This window comes from Kitasatospora sp. NPDC058115 (assembly GCF_042884635.1).
Taxonomy (GTDB): domain Bacteria; phylum Actinomycetota; class Actinomycetes; order Streptomycetales; family Streptomycetaceae; genus Kitasatospora.
On record NZ_JBHVTL010000017.1, the window covers coordinates 150,563 to 167,452 of the forward strand.

Consider the following 16,890-nt stretch of genomic DNA (forward strand, 5'->3'; position numbering starts at 1 on the left):
TCGTTCCGTCCCTTGCGTCACCGTACGATCGAAGTACCGAAAAGCGAACGGGATGCGGCACCGGACGGCAGCCGACCCCCTGGGGAAGAAGGAACGGACATGGCTGAGCTCTGGAAGTCGCTGCCCTCGTGGGTGCGGAACATCGTCGTGCCGGTGCTGGTGCTGATACTCGCCTGGAACCTGCTGGTGTTCGTCTTCGGCGTGGTCGGCGCGCTGCTGGCCTTCGCCCTGAAGGCGCTGGTGGTGGTCGGCATCGCGGCCGCCGTGGTGGTCCTGGTGAAGAAGGCCGCCAGGAACTAGGACCTCGGGACCGACCCGGTGCCCGCGCTCCCTCAGGGGGTGCGGGCACCGGGCGTTTCCGGGGGCGTCCGGGCGGTGCCGCGCAGGAAGTCGTCGAGGTCCCGGTGCGGGCGCCAGCCCTGGGAACGGGCGCGGGAGAGGTCCAGCACCACGCTGCGGGAGAGCTGGTCCACCGCGTACGGGGTCAGGCCGGGGAGCCGTCCGGTGCGGGCGGCCAGCCGGGCCAGCGGCGCCGGGACGTGGTGGATCCGGGCGCTCACCCCGTGCGCGGCCAGCACCGCGCGGATGGCCTCGTCGCGCCGGTAGGGGCGGGCGTCGGCGATGTTGTAGGCGACCGGCGTCCACGGGCGGTCGCCGGTGCGGCCCGCGCCGACCGCGGACAGGCAGGCGTCGGCGAGGTTCTGCACGGCGGTGAGGCTCAGCCGGACGTCGCCGCCGGGCAGCAGCAGCCGCCCGTGCCGCACCCGCTCCAGCAGCCGCGGCACCAGGTGCGGATCGCCCGGACCGTAGACGGCGCGCGGGCGCAGCACCACGGCGCCCGCCGCCAGCGCGAGCCGTTCGCCGGCGGCCTTGGTGCGGCCGTACGCGTTGAGGTGGCCGGCCTCGGTGGGGTGGTGCTCCTGCACGGAGCCGCGGCCGAGCCGGGGGTCGTAGACGCTGGCGCTGGAGACCCAGGCGAGCGGCCGGTCCCCGGCGGCGCGCAGCAGCCGCTCGGTGCCGGTGACGTTGACGGCGTGCTGGCGGGCCTCGGCCGCGGTCCCCGGGGGCAGGTCGGCGACGGCGGCGGCGCAGTGCACCACCGCGTCGGCTCCGGTGAAGTCGGGCTCGCCGGTGGTGGCGTCCCAGGGGACGTGCCGGCCGGCCGGCCCGGGGCGGCGGCCGTAGCAGAGCACGTGGTGGCCGGCGGCGACGGCGGCCCGCACGACGTGCGAGCCGCAGAATCCGCCGGCGCCGGTGACGGCGATCCGCATCGGGGTCTCCTCGGTCAGGGCGCGGACCCGGCGGGGGTCCGGGTGGCGCGCAGGGTGAGTTCGGCCCAGCCGGGCAGGGCGGACCGGCGGTCGGCGCGGGCGCCGGTGACCACCGGGGCGTACGGCGCGAGCGCCAGCAGCAGGTCGGTGAGCAGGGCCCGGGCGAGCCCGGCGCCGGGGCAGGCGTGCGGGCCGGCGCCGAACACCGCCTGGGCGGCGGCGGGCCCGGGGGACGCTCCGGGGCGGTGCGCCCCGGCGGCGTGCCGGGCGACCAGGATCAGCCGGTCGCCCCTGCGGACGGGGCGCCCGGCCAGGTCGGCGTCGGCGGCGGCCACCCGGGGGAGCAGCGGGGAGGGGGCGGTGAGCCGGAGCAGTTCGGCGGCCAGTGCGGGCGCGCCGGCCGGGTCCACGGAGGGCCAGAGCCCGGCGTCCGCGCACCAGGCAGCAGCCCGGGGGAGGGCGGCGACGGTGGTGTTGACGGCGGCCACCGCGAGCACGGCGTCCCGGGGGCGGGGCAGCAGCGCGGCCAGGTCGGCGGCCCGCGCGGCGGCCGTGCGGGCGGCGTCGCGCGGGCGCGGGCCGGGCAGGTGGTCGCGGGCGGCGGCCGCGGCGGCCTCGGCGGCGGCGCCGGCCAGCGCGTGCGGACAGCCGGCCGACCCGGTCAGCGCGGCGGCCGTCACCCCGGCCAGTTCGCGGGCCAGGGCGACGAGTTCGAGGTCGCCGGTGGCGAGCTCCGGGGTCCGGGCGGCGAGCACCGCCTGCCAGCGGGGGCGGAGCCGGTCCACCGCCGCCGCGTCCAGCCCGGCCGCCACCTCCCGCCGGGCGGTGCGGTGACCGGTGCCCTCCTGGTCGAACAGCGCGCCGCCCTCGGTGAGTTCGGCGGCCGCGCCGCCGGTGGTGCCCGGTGCGGTGCGGTCCAGCGGGATCCGGGTGAGCGCCTCGCGGTAGGCCTCCGCGCCGTGCACCAGCACGGTGTGGCCGAGCCGGGCCACCGGGCGGCGGCGGGTGGCGGCGAGCAGCGCGAACAGCAGGGGGTGGCTGCGCAGGTAGACCCGGCGGTCCCGGCGGCGGGCGCCCCGGTGCCGGGCCGGCTCCCGGCCGGTGCCGCCGGTCATGTCGCCAGCTCCCGTGCGCAGTGGGCGGACGCCGCCGCCCGGTCGGGCTTGCGGGAGCGGCCGGCCAGCGGCACCCGGCCGAACAGCAGGGCGTCCGGGCGGGCCGAGCCCATCCGCTCCAGCGGGCCGGCCAGCGCCCCGCGCAGCCGCCGGGGGTCGGTGCCGGGCGCGGGCTGGACGAGGGCGACCAGCCGCTCGTCGCCGTTCCCGTCGGGGACGCCGACCAGGACCGCGAGTTCGACGCCCGGCAGGTGCAGGGCCGGTTCGTAGAGGCCCGGGTAGATGTTCTCGGCGCGGCGCAGCACCATGTCCTTGAGCCGGCCGGCGAGCACGATCCGGCCGTCCGGGTCGAGCGCGGCGCGGTCGCCGGTGCGCACCCAGGGCTCGGGCTCCTCGCCGAGGTAGCGGTGCCGGACGCCGGGGCCGGTGAGCAGCAGTTCGCCGTCGTCGCCGAGGCCGGTGCGCACGCCCGGCAGCGGGGCGCCGGCCAGGTCGCCGGTCCCGGTGAAGGCGCTCTTCTCGGCCTCCTCGACCGCCGCGGCCGGGAACAGCTCGGTGAGCGCGTAGACGCCCCAGGCCTGGTCGGCGCCGGCCTGCTTGACCCGGCGCAGCAGGGTCGCGTCGGCGGGCGCCGAGCCGGTCCAGACCCGGCCGGTGAAGCGGGCCCCGGCGCCGAGCGCGGCGCGCAGCTGCGGCGGGGTGAGGTAGGTGTGGGCCGGGGCGAGCCGTGCGAGCTGGCGGGCCAGCGCGGCGGGGTCGCGGGCGGGCAGGGCGACGGCGGCTCCGGCGGTGAGCGCGGGGACCAGCACGAAGAAGGTGCCGCCCAGCACCACCGTGCCCGGCCGCGGGCCGACCAGTTCGGTGACGGTGCGCAGCCCGGCGGCCAGGCCGCTGCGGGAGTGCACGACGGCGCGCGGGCGGGCGGTGGTGCCGGAGGTGAAGATGATGACGGCGTCGCCGTCCCGCCCGGGTGCGTCCCGTCCGGGGATGCTCGGCACCGAGGCGCCGAAGGGGTTGGTGCGCAGCCGGGGCGCGCAGCCGGGCAGCCGGTGCCCGAGCGTGGCGACCGGGCCGAGCGCGGCGAGCGGGGGCAGCGCGAGGTCGGCGCGGCGGGCGAGCGGGCGGGCCCAGCCTGCCACCGCCTGGGCGGCGGCGTCGGCGAGCACCAGGTCGGGCCGGGCCAGCGCGAGCCGGGCGGCGAGCACGTCGGGGCCGGCGGTCGGGTCGAGGACGGCGGTGCGCAGGCCGAGCCGGTGGGCGGCGATCAGGACGGCGAGGGCGCGCGGCCCGGGGCGGAGGGCGACGCCGAGGGTGGCGCCGTCGTGCAGGCCGCGGGCGCGCAGGGCGACGGCGTAGGTGTCGGCGAGGGCGGCGAGTTCGCCGCGGCGGATGCGGACCCGGGTGGTGCCGGCCCGGGTGCGGTGCAGCACGGCGGGGCGGTCGGGGTGGACGGTGCGCAGGGCGTGGGCGAGCCGGTCGAGCACGGGGGTGTCCTCGGGTTGCGGCGGATCGGGGCGGCGGGTGCGGCGGGTGCGGCGGGGTGGCGGCGCGGCGCGGTCAGCGGACGTCGACGGCTCGGGCGCCGGCGCCGCGCTCCAGGTACCAGCGGGCGGTGCCGACCACTCCGTACGCCCGGATCCGCCGGGTGGAGTTCTGCACCACCATGTCGCGGCGGTGCACGATCGCGGTGGTGTGCCGGCGGATCCGGTTGATGAACGTCCGGTCGGTCGGCGAGGGGCGGCGCGGCATGCCGCCGACCGCCCGGTACAGCTCGGCGGTGATCGCCATGTTGTTGCCCGCGTGCATCCGGTACGGGGTGAGGTAGCCGTGCCGGCGCCGGTGCGCGGGCCGGATCCGGCCGAAGAACGCGCCGAGTGCGACCAGCACCAGGAAGACGGCGCGCCCGGCGGGCCCGTGCTCGTCCCGGCGGGCGGTGACCCGGCCGCAGACCAGTCCGCCGCAGTCGAGCAGCGCCGCCCTCGCGGCGGCGGTCCAGCCGGGTTCGGGCAGGCAGTCGGCGTCGGTGCGGGCGAGCAGGGTGGCGCCGTGCGCGATGGCGTGCCGGAACGCGGTGTCGACGGCGGAGCCGACGCCCTTCTCCGGCTCGACCAGCACCTCGACCGGGAACGGTGCCCGGGCGGCGAAGGCGCGGACGGCCGCCACGGTGCCGTCGGTGGAGCCGTTGTCGGCGACCAGCAGGGTGAAGTCCCGGTCCCGCTGGGCGGCGAGGGCGTCCAGGGCGCCGACGATCCGGGCCTCCTCCTGGTAGGCGGGCACGATCACCCACAGCTCGGTCACGACGCCTCCCAGACCATCGTCATCAGGCTGACGCCGCCGCCGAGGCCGACCATCAGTACCTTGTCGCCCGGGGTCAACGAGCCCTGTATCCGTTCGAGTTGGACACCTATCGTGGCACTGGCGACATTGCCCAGCTCGGGCACGGTGACCACCAGCTTCTCCTCCGGGACCCCGGTGGCCTCGACGAACCGCTCCAGGTAGGGCACGGTCACCTGGTGCACCAGCACCTTGGCGTAGTCGTCCCAGCCGAAGCCGGTGCGGGCCGCCACCCGGGCCAGGATGTCCGGGCCGATCTTCTCGAAGACGCCGCGCAACTCCGTTCCTCCGCCCCGGAAGTAGCTGTACTCGTCACCGCGCGGATGGCGTGAGCCGCCGCCCGGGATGCCGCCGGTCGCCCAGTGCTCGGAGGCGGTCTCGGTCTCCACGTCCAGGATGCCGCCGCGCTCCACGGCCTCCACGACCACCGCCGCGCCCGCGTCGCCGAAGGTGTAGCCGGCGAAGCCCTCGCGGAACTGCCCGGCGCCGGCCGGGTCGCGGCGCATCGCCCGGCTGGGCGTCTCCCCGGTGACCACCAGGGCCCGCCGGGCCCGGCCGGCCAGGATCATCGCGCGGGCCAGGTCGATCCCGTTGAGGAAGCTGTTGCAGGCGTTGCTGACGTCGAACGCGTGGGCGCGGGAGCCGAGTTCGGCCTGCACGAGATGGGCGGTCGCGGGCTCGGCGACGTCCCGGGTGGCGGAGGCGAAGAGCAGCAGGTCGAGGTCGAGCGGGTGCAGCCCGCGGGCGTCCAGGGCGCGCCGGGCGGCGCCGACGGCGAGCGTGGAGGCGTACTCGCCCTCGGCGGCGAAGTGCCGGGTGACGATGCCGGTGGCCTTCTCGAAGGTCCGCTCCGGCAGGCGCAGCCGGCCGCCGGCGGTGATCTCGTCCTGGAGCTGCTGGGAGGTCAGACGGCGGGCGGGCAGGCGGGCTCCGACGGCGGTGATGCCGATCCGCGCGGTGGCTGCTGGATGCATGTCCCCATGGTCCGGTGCGCCCGGCCGGGCCCGCCTGAGTACGGGTACTCAGGCGGGCCCGGCCGGTCTACCCAGACGGATCAGCGCTGCTCGCGCGCCGGGGTCACCGGTACGGCGTCCACGGGCACGGCGTCCACCGGGACCGTCTCCACGGGTACCGGGGCGGCCGTGGCCGGGGCGGCGGCGCCGTCCGGGCCGACGGTGGACAGCAGCTGGCGCGCCAGCCCGAGCCCGGTGCCGCCCATCGCGAGCGCCTTGGCGAACAACTCGCCCATCCCGTCGGCCCCGTTGAGCAGCACCATGTGCTCGACGTTGCCGAAGGACTCCGCCGCGGCCCGCACGATCTGCGGCCACTGCTCGGCCAACTCCTGGGCCACCACCGCGTCCTGGTTCTCGGCCAGGGCGTCGGCGCGGGCCTTGATGCCCTCGGCCCGGGCCAGCCCGATCGCCCGCGCCGCCGCGGCGTCGGCCAGACCGCGCGCCTCGGCCGCGGACGCCTCCGCCTGCCCGGTCGCCGTGGTGGCCTCGGCCTGCGCCAGACCGCGCACCCGGGTGGCCTCGGCGTCCGCCTCGGCCGCGACCCGCACCCGGCTGGCCTCGGCGGCCGCCTCCAGCTCGGTCTCCCGCGCCTGTGCCTGCGCGGCCGAGATCCGGGCGTCACGGGCCGCCTCGGCGGTGGTGCGGGTGTCGTACGCCCGGGCGTCGGCGGGCTTGCGCACGTCGATCTGGAGCTGCTGCTCCTTGCGCCGTGCCTCCAGCTCGGCGACCCGGGTCTCCTGGACCACCACCTCCTGCCGGGCGGCGGCGTCGGCGAGCGGACCGGCCTGCCGGGCGCGGGCGTTGGCGGTGTCCTTCTCGGCCTGGTACGAGGACTGCTGGATCTCGCTGTTGCGGGTCGCCTCGGCCTTGCGGGCGGCGGCCTCCTGTTCGGCCTCGGTGGCCAGCCGGTCCGCCTCGGCCTGGGCGATCCGGGCGTCGCGCTGGACGGCGGCGGCGTGCGGGATGGCGAGGTTCTTGATGTAGCCGGTCGGGTCGATGATCTCCTGGATCTGCAGGGTGTCGATGATCAGCCCGAGCTTCTCCATCTCCAGCCCCGAGGCGGCCCGGGTCTCACCGGTGAGCCGCTCGCGGTCGCGGATCATGTCCTCGACGGTGAGCCCGCCGACGATCGAGCGCAGGTGGCCGGCGAAGACGTTGTGGACGCGCTGGCTGATCAGCTTCTGCTGGTCCAGGAAGCGGCGGGCGGCGTTGGCGATCGACACGTCGTCGTCGCCGACCTTGAAGATCACCACGCCCTTCACCCGCACCGGGATGCCCTGCGTGGTGACGCACTCGACGTTCAGCTCGGCCTCGTTGAGGTCCAGCGAGAGCCGCCGGACCCCCTGCAGGCCCGGGGTGACGAGGGTGCCGCGCCCGGTGACGATCCGGAAACCCAGGCCGTCGCCGACCCCCTCGGTGCGGTGCCGGGAGCCGGAGATGATCAGTGCCTCGTTCGGCTCGGCCACCCGCCACATGAGTTTGAAGAGCGTGACCCCGATGATCAGTGCCGCGGCGGCTGCCCCGGCGATGACGTATCCCATGGTTCAACTCCCCCTTCGGGCGCAGGAGATGCGCCGATTCGGATTGTCCGCCCGGGCCGGGGCCCGGGGAAAGGGAAGTGACATGACGCACCGTCACAAGCTCGTCACCAGAGGGTCATCGGAGCGTCACGGCCCGATCGGCGCGACATAGACCGTCCTCGGCGGCTGGTACTCGATCACCACCACCGGCGTCCCGACCGTCAGCCGCTCGCCCGGCACGGCCAGGTAGGCGAGGAACGCCTCGGTGCCCTGACGCTCCGGCACGTGCACCATCACCTCGCCGACCAGCCCCGCGCCAACCGCCCCGGTGACCCGCCCCGTGCTCCCGACCACGCCGGCCTCCTCGCCTCGTCAGCTACGGGGCCAGTCTGCCCGCCGCGGCGCCTTCGCGCCCCCCGTTCACCGTCCGGACCTCGCGGTTCCTCCTCCCGGACCCGCTCTGGACCTCCGGCGATCGGCTCGCTACGGTGTTGGACGTCATGCGCGGGCAACACCGCCTGCGGACGCGGGAGCTCGGAGCACCGGGCTGAGAGGGCGCTGAACGGGACGTCGAGGGACGGACCGGCGGCTGCGTCGACCGCAGGAACCTGACCGGGTAATGCCGGCGTAGGGAGTTTGAGGTCCGATGACCACCTTCGATGCACAGCCGCAGTCTGCCCGGACCCCGTCCGGCTCCGGGGCCGCCGTCACCAGCGCGGGCACCGGCTACCCCACCCCGGCCTGGCGCAAGGCCCACCGCGAGGGGTCCCGCCCCGATCTGCGCGTCCCGTACCGCGAGGTCGTGCTCACCAACGGCAGGACCGTCCCGCTGTACGACACCTCCGGGCCGTACACCGACCCGGAGTACCGCGCCGACGTGCGGCGCGGCCTGCCGGCCCTGCGCGACGCCTGGATCCGCCAGCGCGGCGACGTCGAGGAGTACGACGGCCGCGAGTCCCGCCCCGAGGACGACGGCATCCGGCACACCGCGCCGCGCGGCGGCGACCTGCGCAACCTCGACGCCGTCTTCCCCGGCCGCCCGCGCCGCCCGCTGCGCGGCCGCGACGGCGCCGCGGTCACCCAGCTCGGGTACGCCAAGCGCGGCATCGTCACCCCCGAGATGGAGTTCGTGGCCCTGCGCGAGGGCCTGGAGCCGGAGTTCGTCCGCGCCGAGGTCGCCCGCGGCCGCGCCGTCATCCCGGTCAACGTGAACCACCCCGAGGTCGAGCCGGCGATCATCGGCACCAACTTCCTGGTGAAGATCAACGCCAACATCGGCAACTCCGCCGTGACCTCCTCGATCGAGGAGGAGGTGGAGAAGATGACCTGGGCCACCCGCTGGGGCGCCGACACCGTCATGGACCTCTCCACCGGCCGCAACATCCACACCACCCGCGAGTGGATCCTGCGCAACTCCCCCGTGCCGATCGGCACCGTGCCGCTCTACCAGGCGCTGGAGAAGGTCGACGGCAGGGCCGAGGAGCTGAGCTGGGACGTCTACCGCGACACCGTCATCGAGCAGTGCGAGCAGGGCGTCGACTACATGACCGTGCACGCCGGCGTGCTGCTGCGCTACGTGCCGCTGACCGCCCGCCGCAAGACCGGCATCGTCTCGCGCGGCGGCTCGATCATGGCCGCCTGGTGCCTGGCGCACCACCGGGAGAACTTCCTCTACACCAACTTCGAGGAGCTCTGCGACATCCTCGCGCGCTACGACGTCACCTTCTCCCTCGGTGACGGCCTGCGCCCCGGCTCGATCGCCGACGCCAACGACGAGGCGCAGTTCGCCGAGCTGCAGACCCTGGGCGAGCTGGGCCGGATCGCCCGCGCCAAGGACGTCCAGGTGATGATCGAGGGCCCGGGCCACGTCCCGATGCACAAGATCAAGGAGAACATGGATCTCCAGAAGGAGATCTGCGACGAGGCCCCCTTCTACACCCTGGGCCCGCTCACCACCGACGTCGCGCCCGGCTACGACCACATCACCTCGGGCATCGGCGCCGCGATGATCGCCTGGTGGGGCACCGCGATGCTCTGCTACGTCACCCCGAAGGAGCACCTGGGCCTGCCCAACCGGGACGACGTGAAGACCGGCGTCATCACCTACAAGATCGCCGCCCACGCCGCCGACCTCGCCAAGGGCCACCCCGGCGCCCAGGCCTGGGACGACGCCCTCTCCGACGCCCGCTTCGAGTTCCGCTGGGAGGACCAGTTCAACCTGGCCCTCGACCCGGAGACGGCCCGCGCCTTCCACGACGAGACCCTCCCCGCCGAGCCCGCCAAGACCGCCCACTTCTGTTCGATGTGCGGCCCGAAGTTCTGCTCGATGAAGATCTCCCAGAAGATCCGCGACGAGCACGGCGACGGTGCCACCGCCGTCGAGTCCGGCTACGACGCCGAGGCCCTCGCGGGCATGGCCGAGAAGTCCGCCGAGTTCGCCGCCCAGGGCAACAAGGTCTACCTCCCCCTGGCCGACTGACACACCGCGCCCGGGCGCCGCCCCGAGAGCTGTCGCTTCTCGGGGCGGCGCTTCGCCGTGGTCACCCCTTCACCGCAGGGCGCCGGGACCGGACAGTTCGCGCCGGGTGCGCAGCGGTGAGAAGAAGACCGGTACCCAGACCGTGGCCAGCCCGGCCGCGCCGACCCACAGGGCGGTTCGCACCGAGGCGAGTTCGCCCAGCAGGCCGGCCAGGGCGGCGCCGACGGCGAGCGAGCCGGTCAGGACGACCCGCATGGTGGCGTTCATCCGGCCGAGCAGGTGGTCCGGTGTCACGCTCTGGCGGAAGCTGACCGTGATCACGTTGTCGATGCCGACCTTGCAGGTGGTGATCAGCCAGGCCGCCGCGGCGAGCCAGAGGGCCGGGCCGCGATCGGCCAGCGCCAGCAGGCCGCCGAGCGGCGCGACGGCCAGGCCCATCAGCCACAGCACCCGACCCGCGCCGAGCCGGTGAGCCAGCCGGCGGGCCGACTGCGAACCGATGAACACCCCGACGCCACCGGCCGCGAAGAACAGGCCGATGATGCCGTCGGAGAGGCCGAGTTCACGGGCGAACAGCACCGGCAGCATGGTCTGGCAGAGCTGGATGGACAGGTTGGTGCAGGCTCCGGCGAGCGCGACGGCCCGGAGGGTCGGGTGGCCGAACACGAAGCGCAGGCCCTCCCGGATCTCGCCGCCGAGGCGGGTGTCGCGCCGGTGCCGCAGCTGCGGCTCCGGCCGGCGGATGCGCAGCAGGAGGATCGCCGATCCCAGGTAGCCGGCCGCGTCGACCACGATCGCGGTCGGGGCGGACAACAGCGCCACCAGGAAGCCGCCCGCGCTGCGCCCGCCGATCAGGGTGAGGGCGTCCACTGTCACCAGGTGGGCGTTGGCCCGGGTGAGCTGGTCCCGCCCGACCAGGTCGGGCAGTCGGCTCAGCGTGGCCACGTCGAAGAAGACAGTGGCCGCGCCCGCCAGCAGGACCACCACGTAGAGCTGCTGGATCGTCAGGCAGCCGAGCAGCCAGGCGGCCGGCACCGACCCGAGGAGGGCGGCCCTGGCCAGGTCTGCGGCGATCATCACGGGTCGCTTGCGGATCCGGTCCACCCAGGCTCCGGCCGGCAGACCGATCAACAGGAAGGCGACGGTGCTCAGCATCGCCAGGAGGCCGACCTGTCCGGCCGAGCTGTGCAGGGCCAGGACGGCGGTCAGCGGGATCGCCAAGGAGCTCACCGCGGTGCCGAGTCTGCTCACTGCGGCGGCACCGATGAGCAGGCGGAAGTCCGGGTTTCGGAGGACCGAAGGATGCGAATCGGGCGTGGGAGCGGCCGTGTCCGGCCCGTGGGCGAGATCAGTGCTGGTCATGGAGTGAGGTTCCTGCCGCGCCGCCCGGCGGGCGAGGAATTTAGGCTGGGCTGAATCCTGACCCGTCGGCCGCCGGGTCCTCCGCCGCAGAGGGGCTGCACCGTGCTGGACCTGGCATTCTCCGTCCGTGACCTGGCCCGCACCCGGTTCGCTCTTTCGCCGCTGTGGGAGGTGGTGGCCAGTGTCAGGGTGCTGAAGCATCCGGCCGAGCACCCGCTGCACCGCCCGTGGATCGATCAGGTTCGTCGCCGGTTGGCAGCCTCGGGGCTGGACTGGCGCCTGCTCGCCGATCTGGTCCCGGACCCGCCCCGGTCGATCCCGGTCTTCATCGCACCACCACCGACAACCTTGGTCGCTGATTTGGGGCTTGAGCTCGCCGTGCTGCGCGCGACGCCACCCGAGCAGGTCCGGTCCGGCCTCAGCGGCCCACGTGCGCCGCGTTCCGAGCGGATCGACCGGCTGCGCGGCGATCCGCGCCGCGGTCTCGCCCAACTCGCCGAACAGGTGGAGAGTTACTGGGAGATCGCACTCGCGCCGCACTGGCCCCGGCTGCGCTCCCTCCTGGAGGGGGACGTGCTGCACCGGGCCCGGCTGTTCGCCGAGCACGGAGCGGACCAGCTGCTGGGCGACCTGGCGTCCGGCGTGGCCTGGGACGAGGACACCCTGTACGTCGGGCACCGCTATGTCCGCGGCAGCCGGCAACTCGGCGGGCGCGGGCTTCTCCTCGTTCCGTCGGTGTTCGTCTGGCCCCGGGTCTTCTCCGTGATCAGCCCGAACTGGCAGCCCACCCTGCGCTATCCGCCGCGCGGCGTGGCCGCGCTCTGGGAACGGCGATCCGCCGTCCCGCAGGCACTGGCGGCGGTCATCGGCCGGTCCAGGGCCCGCCTGCTGGCGGAACTCGACACCCCCGCCTCGACGACCGACCTGGCCCGCCGCACCGGGATCACCCCCGGCGGAGTCTCCCAGCACCTGACCGCTCTCCGCTCCGCCGGCCTGGTCGACGCACACCGCAGCGGCCGGTACGTGCTCTACGTCCGCACCGAGGCGGCGGAAGTCCTGCTGGCTGCTGCGGATCCCCAGGGTGTCGAGGCGGATGTGGTGGTCCCGGGCTGAAGTCCTGCTCTGCTCGATGAAGATCTCCCGGCGGATCCGCGACGAGCACGGGGACGGGGCCACCGCCGTCGAGTCCGGCTACGGCGCCGAGGGCAACAAGGTCTGCCTCCCCCTGGCCGACCGACCCCGGGAGACCGAGGCGCCGCCCCGGGGTCACCCCCGGGGCGGCGCCTCGTCGTCCTCGGCTACCGCGCGGTGTCGCCGAAGACCATGCGGTGTCCGCGCGCGGTGTCCAGGTACTCGCGGACGCGGTGGACCAGACCGTCGCGTAGTTCGAAGACCAGGCAGTAGTCATTGGCGTAGGGGCGGCCGTCGGCGAGGGTCGCGGTCATGGTCTCCTCCACGATCACGTGCTCGCCGGCGACGTGGAAGGCGCGGAAGGTGACGTCGACGTCGGCGGCGAACAGGCGGGAGAAGTCCTCGGCGAGGAAGCGCGTGATGGCCTCCCTGCCGATCATGTGGCTCGGGCGGTCCAGCGCGGTGGCCGTGGCGTTCCCCGGAGGTGCCAGCCACTCGGCGTCCTCGGTGAGGACCGCGGAGATCCGGTCGGCGTCGTGGGTGGCGAACGCCCTCCAGGCGGCCCGGACGACGTCGAGGCCGTTCATCGGAGCGCGTCCGGGGCGGGCGCCGCTCCGGACGGGGCCGGTGGAGCGGCCTCCAGCGTGCGGCGGATCACCGCCGAACCGTGCTCGACGGACTCGGCGATCGGTGCGGCCAGGGCGTCGGGCAGGACGTCGGTGTGCCACACGAACCGCGTCCGGCCGCCGGGCTCCGGAAGGGCCTGCATGGACGCGTGGTGGTGGGACGGGTGGAGGCTGCCGCCGATGACCGTGTAGGCGACCCGCATCGCCGCGTGGTCGAGGTCGACGAGCCGTTCGAGCACGATCGTGCCGTCGGCGAAGGTGACGGTGCGGGTGTCCGCGCTCAGCCGGGTGCCGGTGACGAACCCGGGCGCCAGCCGCGTGTGCACCGCGCCGTAGTCGCTGAGCACCGACCACACCGCCTCGGGACGGGCGTCGATGACGAGTTCCTTGTGGATCGAGGCCATGGGTGGCTCCTTCGTGTCCTCGGGTGGCCCCAGCATCCGGGGCGGGGACACCGGCGGTCTTGAAGATCCTTGCGGGCCGTTCCGTCGTACCCGGCGGGTACCGTTCGCGGCATGCTGTCCGCCTCGACCCTCGCGGCGCGCCCGGAGTTCACCGTCGCCGTGGTGGGGTGCCGCTCCGACCACGTCCGGTGGTCGCGGCCGGAGATCCGCGACGGCCACCGCCTGGTGCTGGTGCGTCGCGGCAGGTTCCGGCGGTCGGCCGACGGGGTCGACACCGATCTGGACCGGACCATGGCCTACCTGGGCGCGCCCGGCGAGCAGGAACGCTTCGCCCACCCGGCCGGCGGCGACGTCTGCACGTCGGTCGACTTCGAGCCCTCCCTCCTCGGGCGCCCGCCCGCCGCGGCGACGGTGCACGTCGACGCGCGCGTCGATCTCGCCCACCGCCGGCTGGTCGCCGCCGCGGGCGCCGGTGACGTCGACTACGCGCTGACGGAGGAACTGCTCCGGCTCGTCGCGGCCGCGGCCGGTGAACCGGCCGTCCGCTCCCGGCCCGCCGACCGGGCGCTGGCCGCGGCGGCGCGCGAGGCGATCGTCGAAGAGGCCCCGGAGGCCGGGGGGCTCTGCGCACTGGCCGCGCTGCTGGAGGTGTCGCCCTACCGGCTGAGCCGGGTGTTCTCCAGGGAGACGGGCGTCTCGCTGACCCGCTACCGCAACCGGGTGCGGGTCGCCCGGGCCATGGACCGGCTCGCCGCCGGCGAGCCCGGCCTCGCCGACCTCGCGGCCCGGCTCGGCTTCGCCGACCAGGCGCACCTGACCCGCGTCGTCCGCGAGCACGTCGGCCACACTCCCGCGGCGCTGCGTCGCCTGCTCGCCCCGGCCCGCGCCGGTCACCGCCGCGGGACCGACGGATCCCCGCGTCCGTGACGTCCGGCGCAGGGGTCCCCCGGGACGTTCCCCCCGGACGTTCCCCCCGGGACGTTCCGCGCGGACGTTCCGCGCGGCGACGCTCAGGGGGCCGGGCGGGTGGCGAGGAAGCCGAGCAGCAGACGGGCCAGTTCCCCGGGCTGTTCCAGGTGGACGTCGTGGCCGACGTCGCGGATGCTGACGGCGATCGTGTCCGGGCGGAGGCGGAGCATTTCGGCGAGTTCGGCGGGCGCGACGATGCCGCGCCGGGCGAGGACGACGAGGGTGGGGCAGGAGACCTTGGCCCACTCCGGCCAGAAGTCGCGCCGGGCGTTCTCGGCCAGCGAGCCGATCATGACGTCCCGGTCGAACCGCGGCCACCAGCCGTCGGCGCGCCGTTCCAGTCCGGCCGCCCAGCCGGCTCCGGCCGCACCGCCGCCGAAGAACTCGGCGGCGGCCTCCGGGGAGGGGAACGGGCAGGGCCAGGAGTCGAGCCAGCCGCCCACCTCGGCCTGGAGGCCGGGATCCGCCGCGCCGGCGCCGGCCTCGACCAGGACGAGCGCGTCCACCAGGCCCGGGTGGGCGGCAGCGGTGAGCATGGCGGTGTGGCCGCCGAGCGACTGGCCGGCCAGCACGGCCCCGCGCAGTCCGAGGGTGGTCAGGACGGCCGCCGCGTCGGCGACGTAGGCGGCGCGCGAGACGTCGCCGGGCCGGCGTTCGGAGGCGCCGTGGCCGCGCTGGTCGACCGTGACGACGCGGTGTCCGGGGCCCAGCCGTGCGACGAGCGTGTCCCACTCGCCGCCGTGGCCGGCCAGGCCGTGCAGCAGGACGACGGGCCGGCCCGGGCCGCCGGTGTCGCGGCAGAGGAGCCGGACGCCGTCACGGACCACGGTGTGCTCGGACGGGTACTGGCCGCTCGATCGCTGCGTCGTCATGGAACGATCATGTGGTTGACGGCCCCCCGGACGTCAACCACACGATGCGCTCCCCGGACGGTCCTAGAGGACGGGGGAGCCGTCCACCGAGAGCGTCGCCTTCACGGTGGTGTCGACCGGGCCCTGGTCGGTGTCCGGGACGAGGCCGAGCGAGTCGGAGAAGTAGCTCCCCGGGCCGCTGAAGCCGGTGAGCGAGAGCCGCACGTTGTAGTGCTGGGTCGCGCCCTGGCCGAGGCCGCCGACGACCGGCGGCAGCTGCCAGACACTGCCCGAACCGGGGACCGTGACCCACTGGCCGCCCTGGAGCACGTCCAGCTTGAGGTCGGCCGGGACCGGGCGGGAACCGTCGCCGAAGCGCAGCGTCGGGTTGATCGTGGAGCCGATGGCCGCACCGTTGTTGGTCAGCCTGAGGTCGGTCTCGAACGGCTTGGTGAAGGAGACGCCGCCCGAGACGTTGCTGAAGCTCTGGACGAGGGCGCCGGTGGGGGAGGCGACCGGCAGCGTCACCGGGCCGCTGTTGGTGCTGTCGTTCTGGTCGTTCACCAGTCCGACCTCGACGGCGGTGTCGTCCGCCGGGAGGGCGGCCTTCAGCTTGAAGGAGACCGCCCAGCTGTAGGTCGTGTGGGCCGGCACCTTGAAGGGCACGAAGTACATGCTGTTCTCGGGCAGGACGTAGCCGGAGAAGCTGTTGCCGGCGCCCCAGGACCGCAGGCCGTAGGTGGCCGGCGCGGAGATCGCCTTGGCGCTGAAGTCGATCCAGGTCCACCCGGTCGGGGCGGAGCCCACCGGCTTGACGGTCACCGCCGGGTGGAACGGCTGCTCCTGGTCGGAGTTGTTGGTGACGGTCATCGTCAGCTCGGCGCCGTTGCCGCCGCGGGTCAGCGGGGCCTGCCCGGCGTTCGCCTCCAGGGTGGCGACCAGGGGCAGGGTGCCGGCCGGCGCCGGAGCGTCGGCGAAGGCGGCCGTCGGGACGAGGACGGCACCGGCGGTGACGGCCACCAGGGTGGCGGCGGCGAGCGTGCGGGAACGGCGGGCGGACGGGCGAGCGGACATGGCTATTTCCCCCCGGAAACAGAGTCGGATGCAGCCCTGGTGCCGGGGACGGCCCGCTTGCGGTGCGGGCCCGGCGGCTGCGATGGGAAGAGCTTCCCAGACGGATCGTTCGCGCACCTACACAGCGGTGTCACCACCGTGTAACGGTGCGTCGGGCGGCCGCCGGTGCCCCGCCCCGGCGGCCCCGTCGGCGGCGGGAGTGCCCGGGCCGAGGCGGTCGGTCAGGCGGCGTCCTCGGGGTACCAGCGGAGTTCGACGGTGTTGCCGTCCGGGTCCTGGACGTAGACGGAGGTGGCGTCGCCGCGGGCGCCGTAGCGGGTGACGGGGCCCTCCAGGACGGTGAAGGTGCCGGCGTCGATGACCTCCTGCCAGTCCAGCGGCTCGACGGTGAGGCAGAGGTGGTCGACGTTGGACCCGCCGCGCGGGCGGGCCGTCAGGTCGATGATCGTCTCGGGGGTGATCCGGATCGAGGGGAAGGGGGCCCGGCCGGCCCGCCACTCGTCGACGCGGACCGGCTCCAGCCCGAGCAGTCCGCTGTAGAACTCCAGCGAACGTTCGACGTCGCGGACGTTGAGCACGAGGTGGTCGAAGGCCTTCACGCGCACGGCGGTCATGGTCGCTCCAGTCGGGGTGGGCGCGGTCGATGGTGCCTTCCACGATCCGCCGGACGGGCTCCGTGATCAAGGCCCGCTTTGTCGACTTGTAGGGAATTGTCGTTCAAAAATAGTTGGTTGACATTCC

The 16,890-nt window shown here is 75.0% G+C and carries 17 protein-coding genes and 1 riboswitch; of the genes, 4 read left to right on the forward strand and 13 right to left on the reverse strand.

All coding sequences use genetic code 11. The features are described from left to right. The first annotated feature begins 99 nt into the window (after positions 1 to 99). Positions 100 to 300 carry a DUF5326 family protein gene (locus ACFVVL_RS19780; protein WP_380294520.1) on the forward strand — a complete coding sequence of 67 codons (201 nt, stop codon included), beginning with the start codon at positions 100 to 102 and terminating at the stop codon, positions 298 to 300. A gap of 32 nt (positions 301 to 332) precedes the next feature. Here the strand turns inward: ACFVVL_RS19780 and ACFVVL_RS19785 are convergent, their stop codons facing one another. The 7 genes from ACFVVL_RS19785 to ACFVVL_RS19815 all read right to left on the reverse strand — a co-directional run bounded on the left by ACFVVL_RS19785 (position 333) and on the right by ACFVVL_RS19815 (position 7,607). Then, complete coding sequence (locus ACFVVL_RS19785; protein ID WP_387676856.1) at positions 333 to 1,271, reverse strand: NAD-dependent epimerase/dehydratase family protein; 939 nt, start codon at positions 1,269 to 1,271, stop codon at positions 333 to 335. Positions 1,272 to 1,285: 14 nt separating this feature from the next. After that, positions 1,286 to 2,386, reverse strand: coding sequence for a cytochrome P450 (locus ACFVVL_RS19790; RefSeq protein WP_387676858.1), 1,101 nt, complete (start codon positions 2,384 to 2,386; stop codon positions 1,286 to 1,288). Continuing rightward, the gene (locus ACFVVL_RS19795; RefSeq protein WP_387676860.1) at positions 2,383 to 3,870 is read right to left on the reverse strand and encodes a class I adenylate-forming enzyme family protein; all 1,488 of its coding nucleotides are present in this window, start codon (positions 3,868 to 3,870) and stop codon (positions 2,383 to 2,385) included. Before ACFVVL_RS19795 ends, ACFVVL_RS19790 begins: the two co-directional genes overlap by 4 nt. Before the next feature lie 73 nt (positions 3,871 to 3,943). Further along, positions 3,944 to 4,684, reverse strand: a complete 741-nt coding sequence (locus ACFVVL_RS19800) for a glycosyltransferase (protein ID WP_380289757.1) — start codon at positions 4,682 to 4,684, stop codon at positions 3,944 to 3,946. After that, a complete protein-coding gene (locus tag ACFVVL_RS19805; protein ID WP_387676863.1) occupies positions 4,681 to 5,694 on the reverse strand; it encodes a 3-oxoacyl-ACP synthase III family protein in 1,014 nt (337 codons plus the stop codon). The genes ACFVVL_RS19800 and ACFVVL_RS19805 overlap by 4 nt, the downstream gene beginning before the upstream one ends. A gap of 80 nt (positions 5,695 to 5,774) precedes the next feature. Then, positions 5,775 to 7,274 (reverse strand): SPFH domain-containing protein, encoded by a 1,500-nt coding sequence (locus ACFVVL_RS19810; protein WP_387676866.1) that lies wholly within the window; start codon positions 7,272 to 7,274, stop codon positions 5,775 to 5,777. 126 nt (positions 7,275 to 7,400) lie between these two features. Then, entirely contained in the window at positions 7,401 to 7,607 is a 207-nt protein-coding gene (locus tag ACFVVL_RS19815) for a hypothetical protein (protein WP_350560485.1), read from the reverse strand. Positions 7,608 to 7,769: 162 nt separating this feature from the next. Next, positions 7,770 to 7,904, forward strand: a riboswitch (TPP riboswitch). Between ACFVVL_RS19815 and thiC the strand changes: the two genes are divergently transcribed. Continuing rightward, on the forward strand, positions 7,900 to 9,732 hold the full coding sequence (thiC, locus tag ACFVVL_RS19820) for a phosphomethylpyrimidine synthase ThiC (RefSeq protein WP_387676869.1): 1,833 nt from the start codon (positions 7,900 to 7,902) through the stop codon (positions 9,730 to 9,732). It overlaps the preceding riboswitch by 5 nt. A 69-nt stretch (positions 9,733 to 9,801) precedes the next feature. Here thiC and ACFVVL_RS19825 read toward each other — a convergent pair whose 3' ends face one another. Further along, the gene (locus tag ACFVVL_RS19825; RefSeq protein WP_387676872.1) at positions 9,802 to 11,094 is read right to left on the reverse strand and encodes an MFS transporter; all 1,293 of its coding nucleotides are present in this window, start codon (positions 11,092 to 11,094) and stop codon (positions 9,802 to 9,804) included. Positions 11,095 to 11,196: 102 nt separating this feature from the next. Between ACFVVL_RS19825 and ACFVVL_RS19830 the strand changes: the two genes are divergently transcribed. Continuing rightward, positions 11,197 to 12,207, forward strand: a complete 1,011-nt coding sequence (locus ACFVVL_RS19830) for a DUF5937 family protein (RefSeq protein WP_387676875.1) — start codon at positions 11,197 to 11,199, stop codon at positions 12,205 to 12,207. A 185-nt stretch (positions 12,208 to 12,392) separates the two neighbouring features. On the opposite strand, the gene ACFVVL_RS19835 is transcribed toward ACFVVL_RS19830, so the two are convergent. Both ACFVVL_RS19835 and ACFVVL_RS19840 read right to left on the reverse strand, forming a co-directional pair. Next, positions 12,393 to 12,812: a nuclear transport factor 2 family protein gene (locus ACFVVL_RS19835; RefSeq protein ID WP_387676878.1), complete on the reverse strand. Its 420-nt coding sequence runs from the start codon at positions 12,810 to 12,812 to the stop codon at positions 12,393 to 12,395. Continuing rightward, positions 12,809 to 13,255 (reverse strand): SRPBCC family protein, encoded by a 447-nt coding sequence (locus ACFVVL_RS19840; protein WP_387676881.1) that lies wholly within the window; start codon positions 13,253 to 13,255, stop codon positions 12,809 to 12,811. The genes ACFVVL_RS19835 and ACFVVL_RS19840 overlap by 4 nt, the downstream gene beginning before the upstream one ends. Before the next feature lie 111 nt (positions 13,256 to 13,366). On the opposite strand from ACFVVL_RS19840, the gene ACFVVL_RS19845 reads away from it, so the two are divergent. Next, positions 13,367 to 14,182, forward strand: a complete 816-nt coding sequence (locus tag ACFVVL_RS19845) for a helix-turn-helix transcriptional regulator (protein ID WP_387676883.1) — start codon at positions 13,367 to 13,369, stop codon at positions 14,180 to 14,182. 83 nt (positions 14,183 to 14,265) lie between these two features. On the opposite strand, the gene ACFVVL_RS19850 is transcribed toward ACFVVL_RS19845, so the two are convergent. The 3 genes from ACFVVL_RS19850 to ACFVVL_RS19860 form a co-directional block, all read right to left on the reverse strand. Continuing rightward, on the reverse strand, positions 14,266 to 15,096 hold the full coding sequence (locus ACFVVL_RS19850) for an alpha/beta fold hydrolase (RefSeq protein ID WP_387676886.1): 831 nt from the start codon (positions 15,094 to 15,096) through the stop codon (positions 14,266 to 14,268). 63 nt (positions 15,097 to 15,159) lie between these two features. Beyond that, on the reverse strand, positions 15,160 to 16,149 hold the full coding sequence (locus tag ACFVVL_RS19855) for a hypothetical protein (RefSeq protein ID WP_387676889.1): 990 nt from the start codon (positions 16,147 to 16,149) through the stop codon (positions 15,160 to 15,162). Between the two features lie 221 nt (positions 16,150 to 16,370). Beyond that, entirely contained in the window at positions 16,371 to 16,763 is a 393-nt protein-coding gene (locus tag ACFVVL_RS19860) for a VOC family protein (protein ID WP_380289722.1), read from the reverse strand. Positions 16,764 to 16,890 lie beyond the last annotated feature (127 nt).

What these genes read in the sequence shown, in the direction of transcription:
- ACFVVL_RS19780 (WP_380294520.1), top strand. Translation starts at nt 100, where the DNA reads ATGGCTGAGCTCTGGAAGTCGCTGCCCTCGTGGGTGCGGAACATCGTC.
- ACFVVL_RS19785 (WP_387676856.1), bottom strand. Translation starts at nt 1,271, where the DNA reads ATGCGGATCGCCGTCACCGGCGCCGGCGGATTCTGCGGCTCGCACGTC.
- ACFVVL_RS19790 (WP_387676858.1), bottom strand. Translation starts at nt 2,386, where the DNA reads ATGACCGGCGGCACCGGCCGGGAGCCGGCCCGGCACCGGGGCGCCCGC.
- ACFVVL_RS19805 (WP_387676863.1), bottom strand. Translation starts at nt 5,694, where the DNA reads ATGCATCCAGCAGCCACCGCGCGGATCGGCATCACCGCCGTCGGAGCC.
- ACFVVL_RS19810 (WP_387676866.1), bottom strand. Translation starts at nt 7,274, where the DNA reads ATGGGATACGTCATCGCCGGGGCAGCCGCCGCGGCACTGATCATCGGG.
- thiC (WP_387676869.1), top strand. Translation starts at nt 7,900, where the DNA reads ATGACCACCTTCGATGCACAGCCGCAGTCTGCCCGGACCCCGTCCGGC.
- ACFVVL_RS19825 (WP_387676872.1), bottom strand. Translation starts at nt 11,094, where the DNA reads ATGACCAGCACTGATCTCGCCCACGGGCCGGACACGGCCGCTCCCACG.
- ACFVVL_RS19835 (WP_387676878.1), bottom strand. Translation starts at nt 12,812, where the DNA reads ATGAACGGCCTCGACGTCGTCCGGGCCGCCTGGAGGGCGTTCGCCACC.
- ACFVVL_RS19840 (WP_387676881.1), bottom strand. Translation starts at nt 13,255, where the DNA reads ATGGCCTCGATCCACAAGGAACTCGTCATCGACGCCCGTCCCGAGGCG.
- ACFVVL_RS19845 (WP_387676883.1), top strand. Translation starts at nt 13,367, where the DNA reads ATGCTGTCCGCCTCGACCCTCGCGGCGCGCCCGGAGTTCACCGTCGCC.
- ACFVVL_RS19850 (WP_387676886.1), bottom strand. Translation starts at nt 15,096, where the DNA reads ATGACGACGCAGCGATCGAGCGGCCAGTACCCGTCCGAGCACACCGTG.
- ACFVVL_RS19855 (WP_387676889.1), bottom strand. Translation starts at nt 16,149, where the DNA reads ATGTCCGCTCGCCCGTCCGCCCGCCGTTCCCGCACGCTCGCCGCCGCC.
- ACFVVL_RS19860 (WP_380289722.1), bottom strand. Translation starts at nt 16,763, where the DNA reads ATGACCGCCGTGCGCGTGAAGGCCTTCGACCACCTCGTGCTCAACGTC.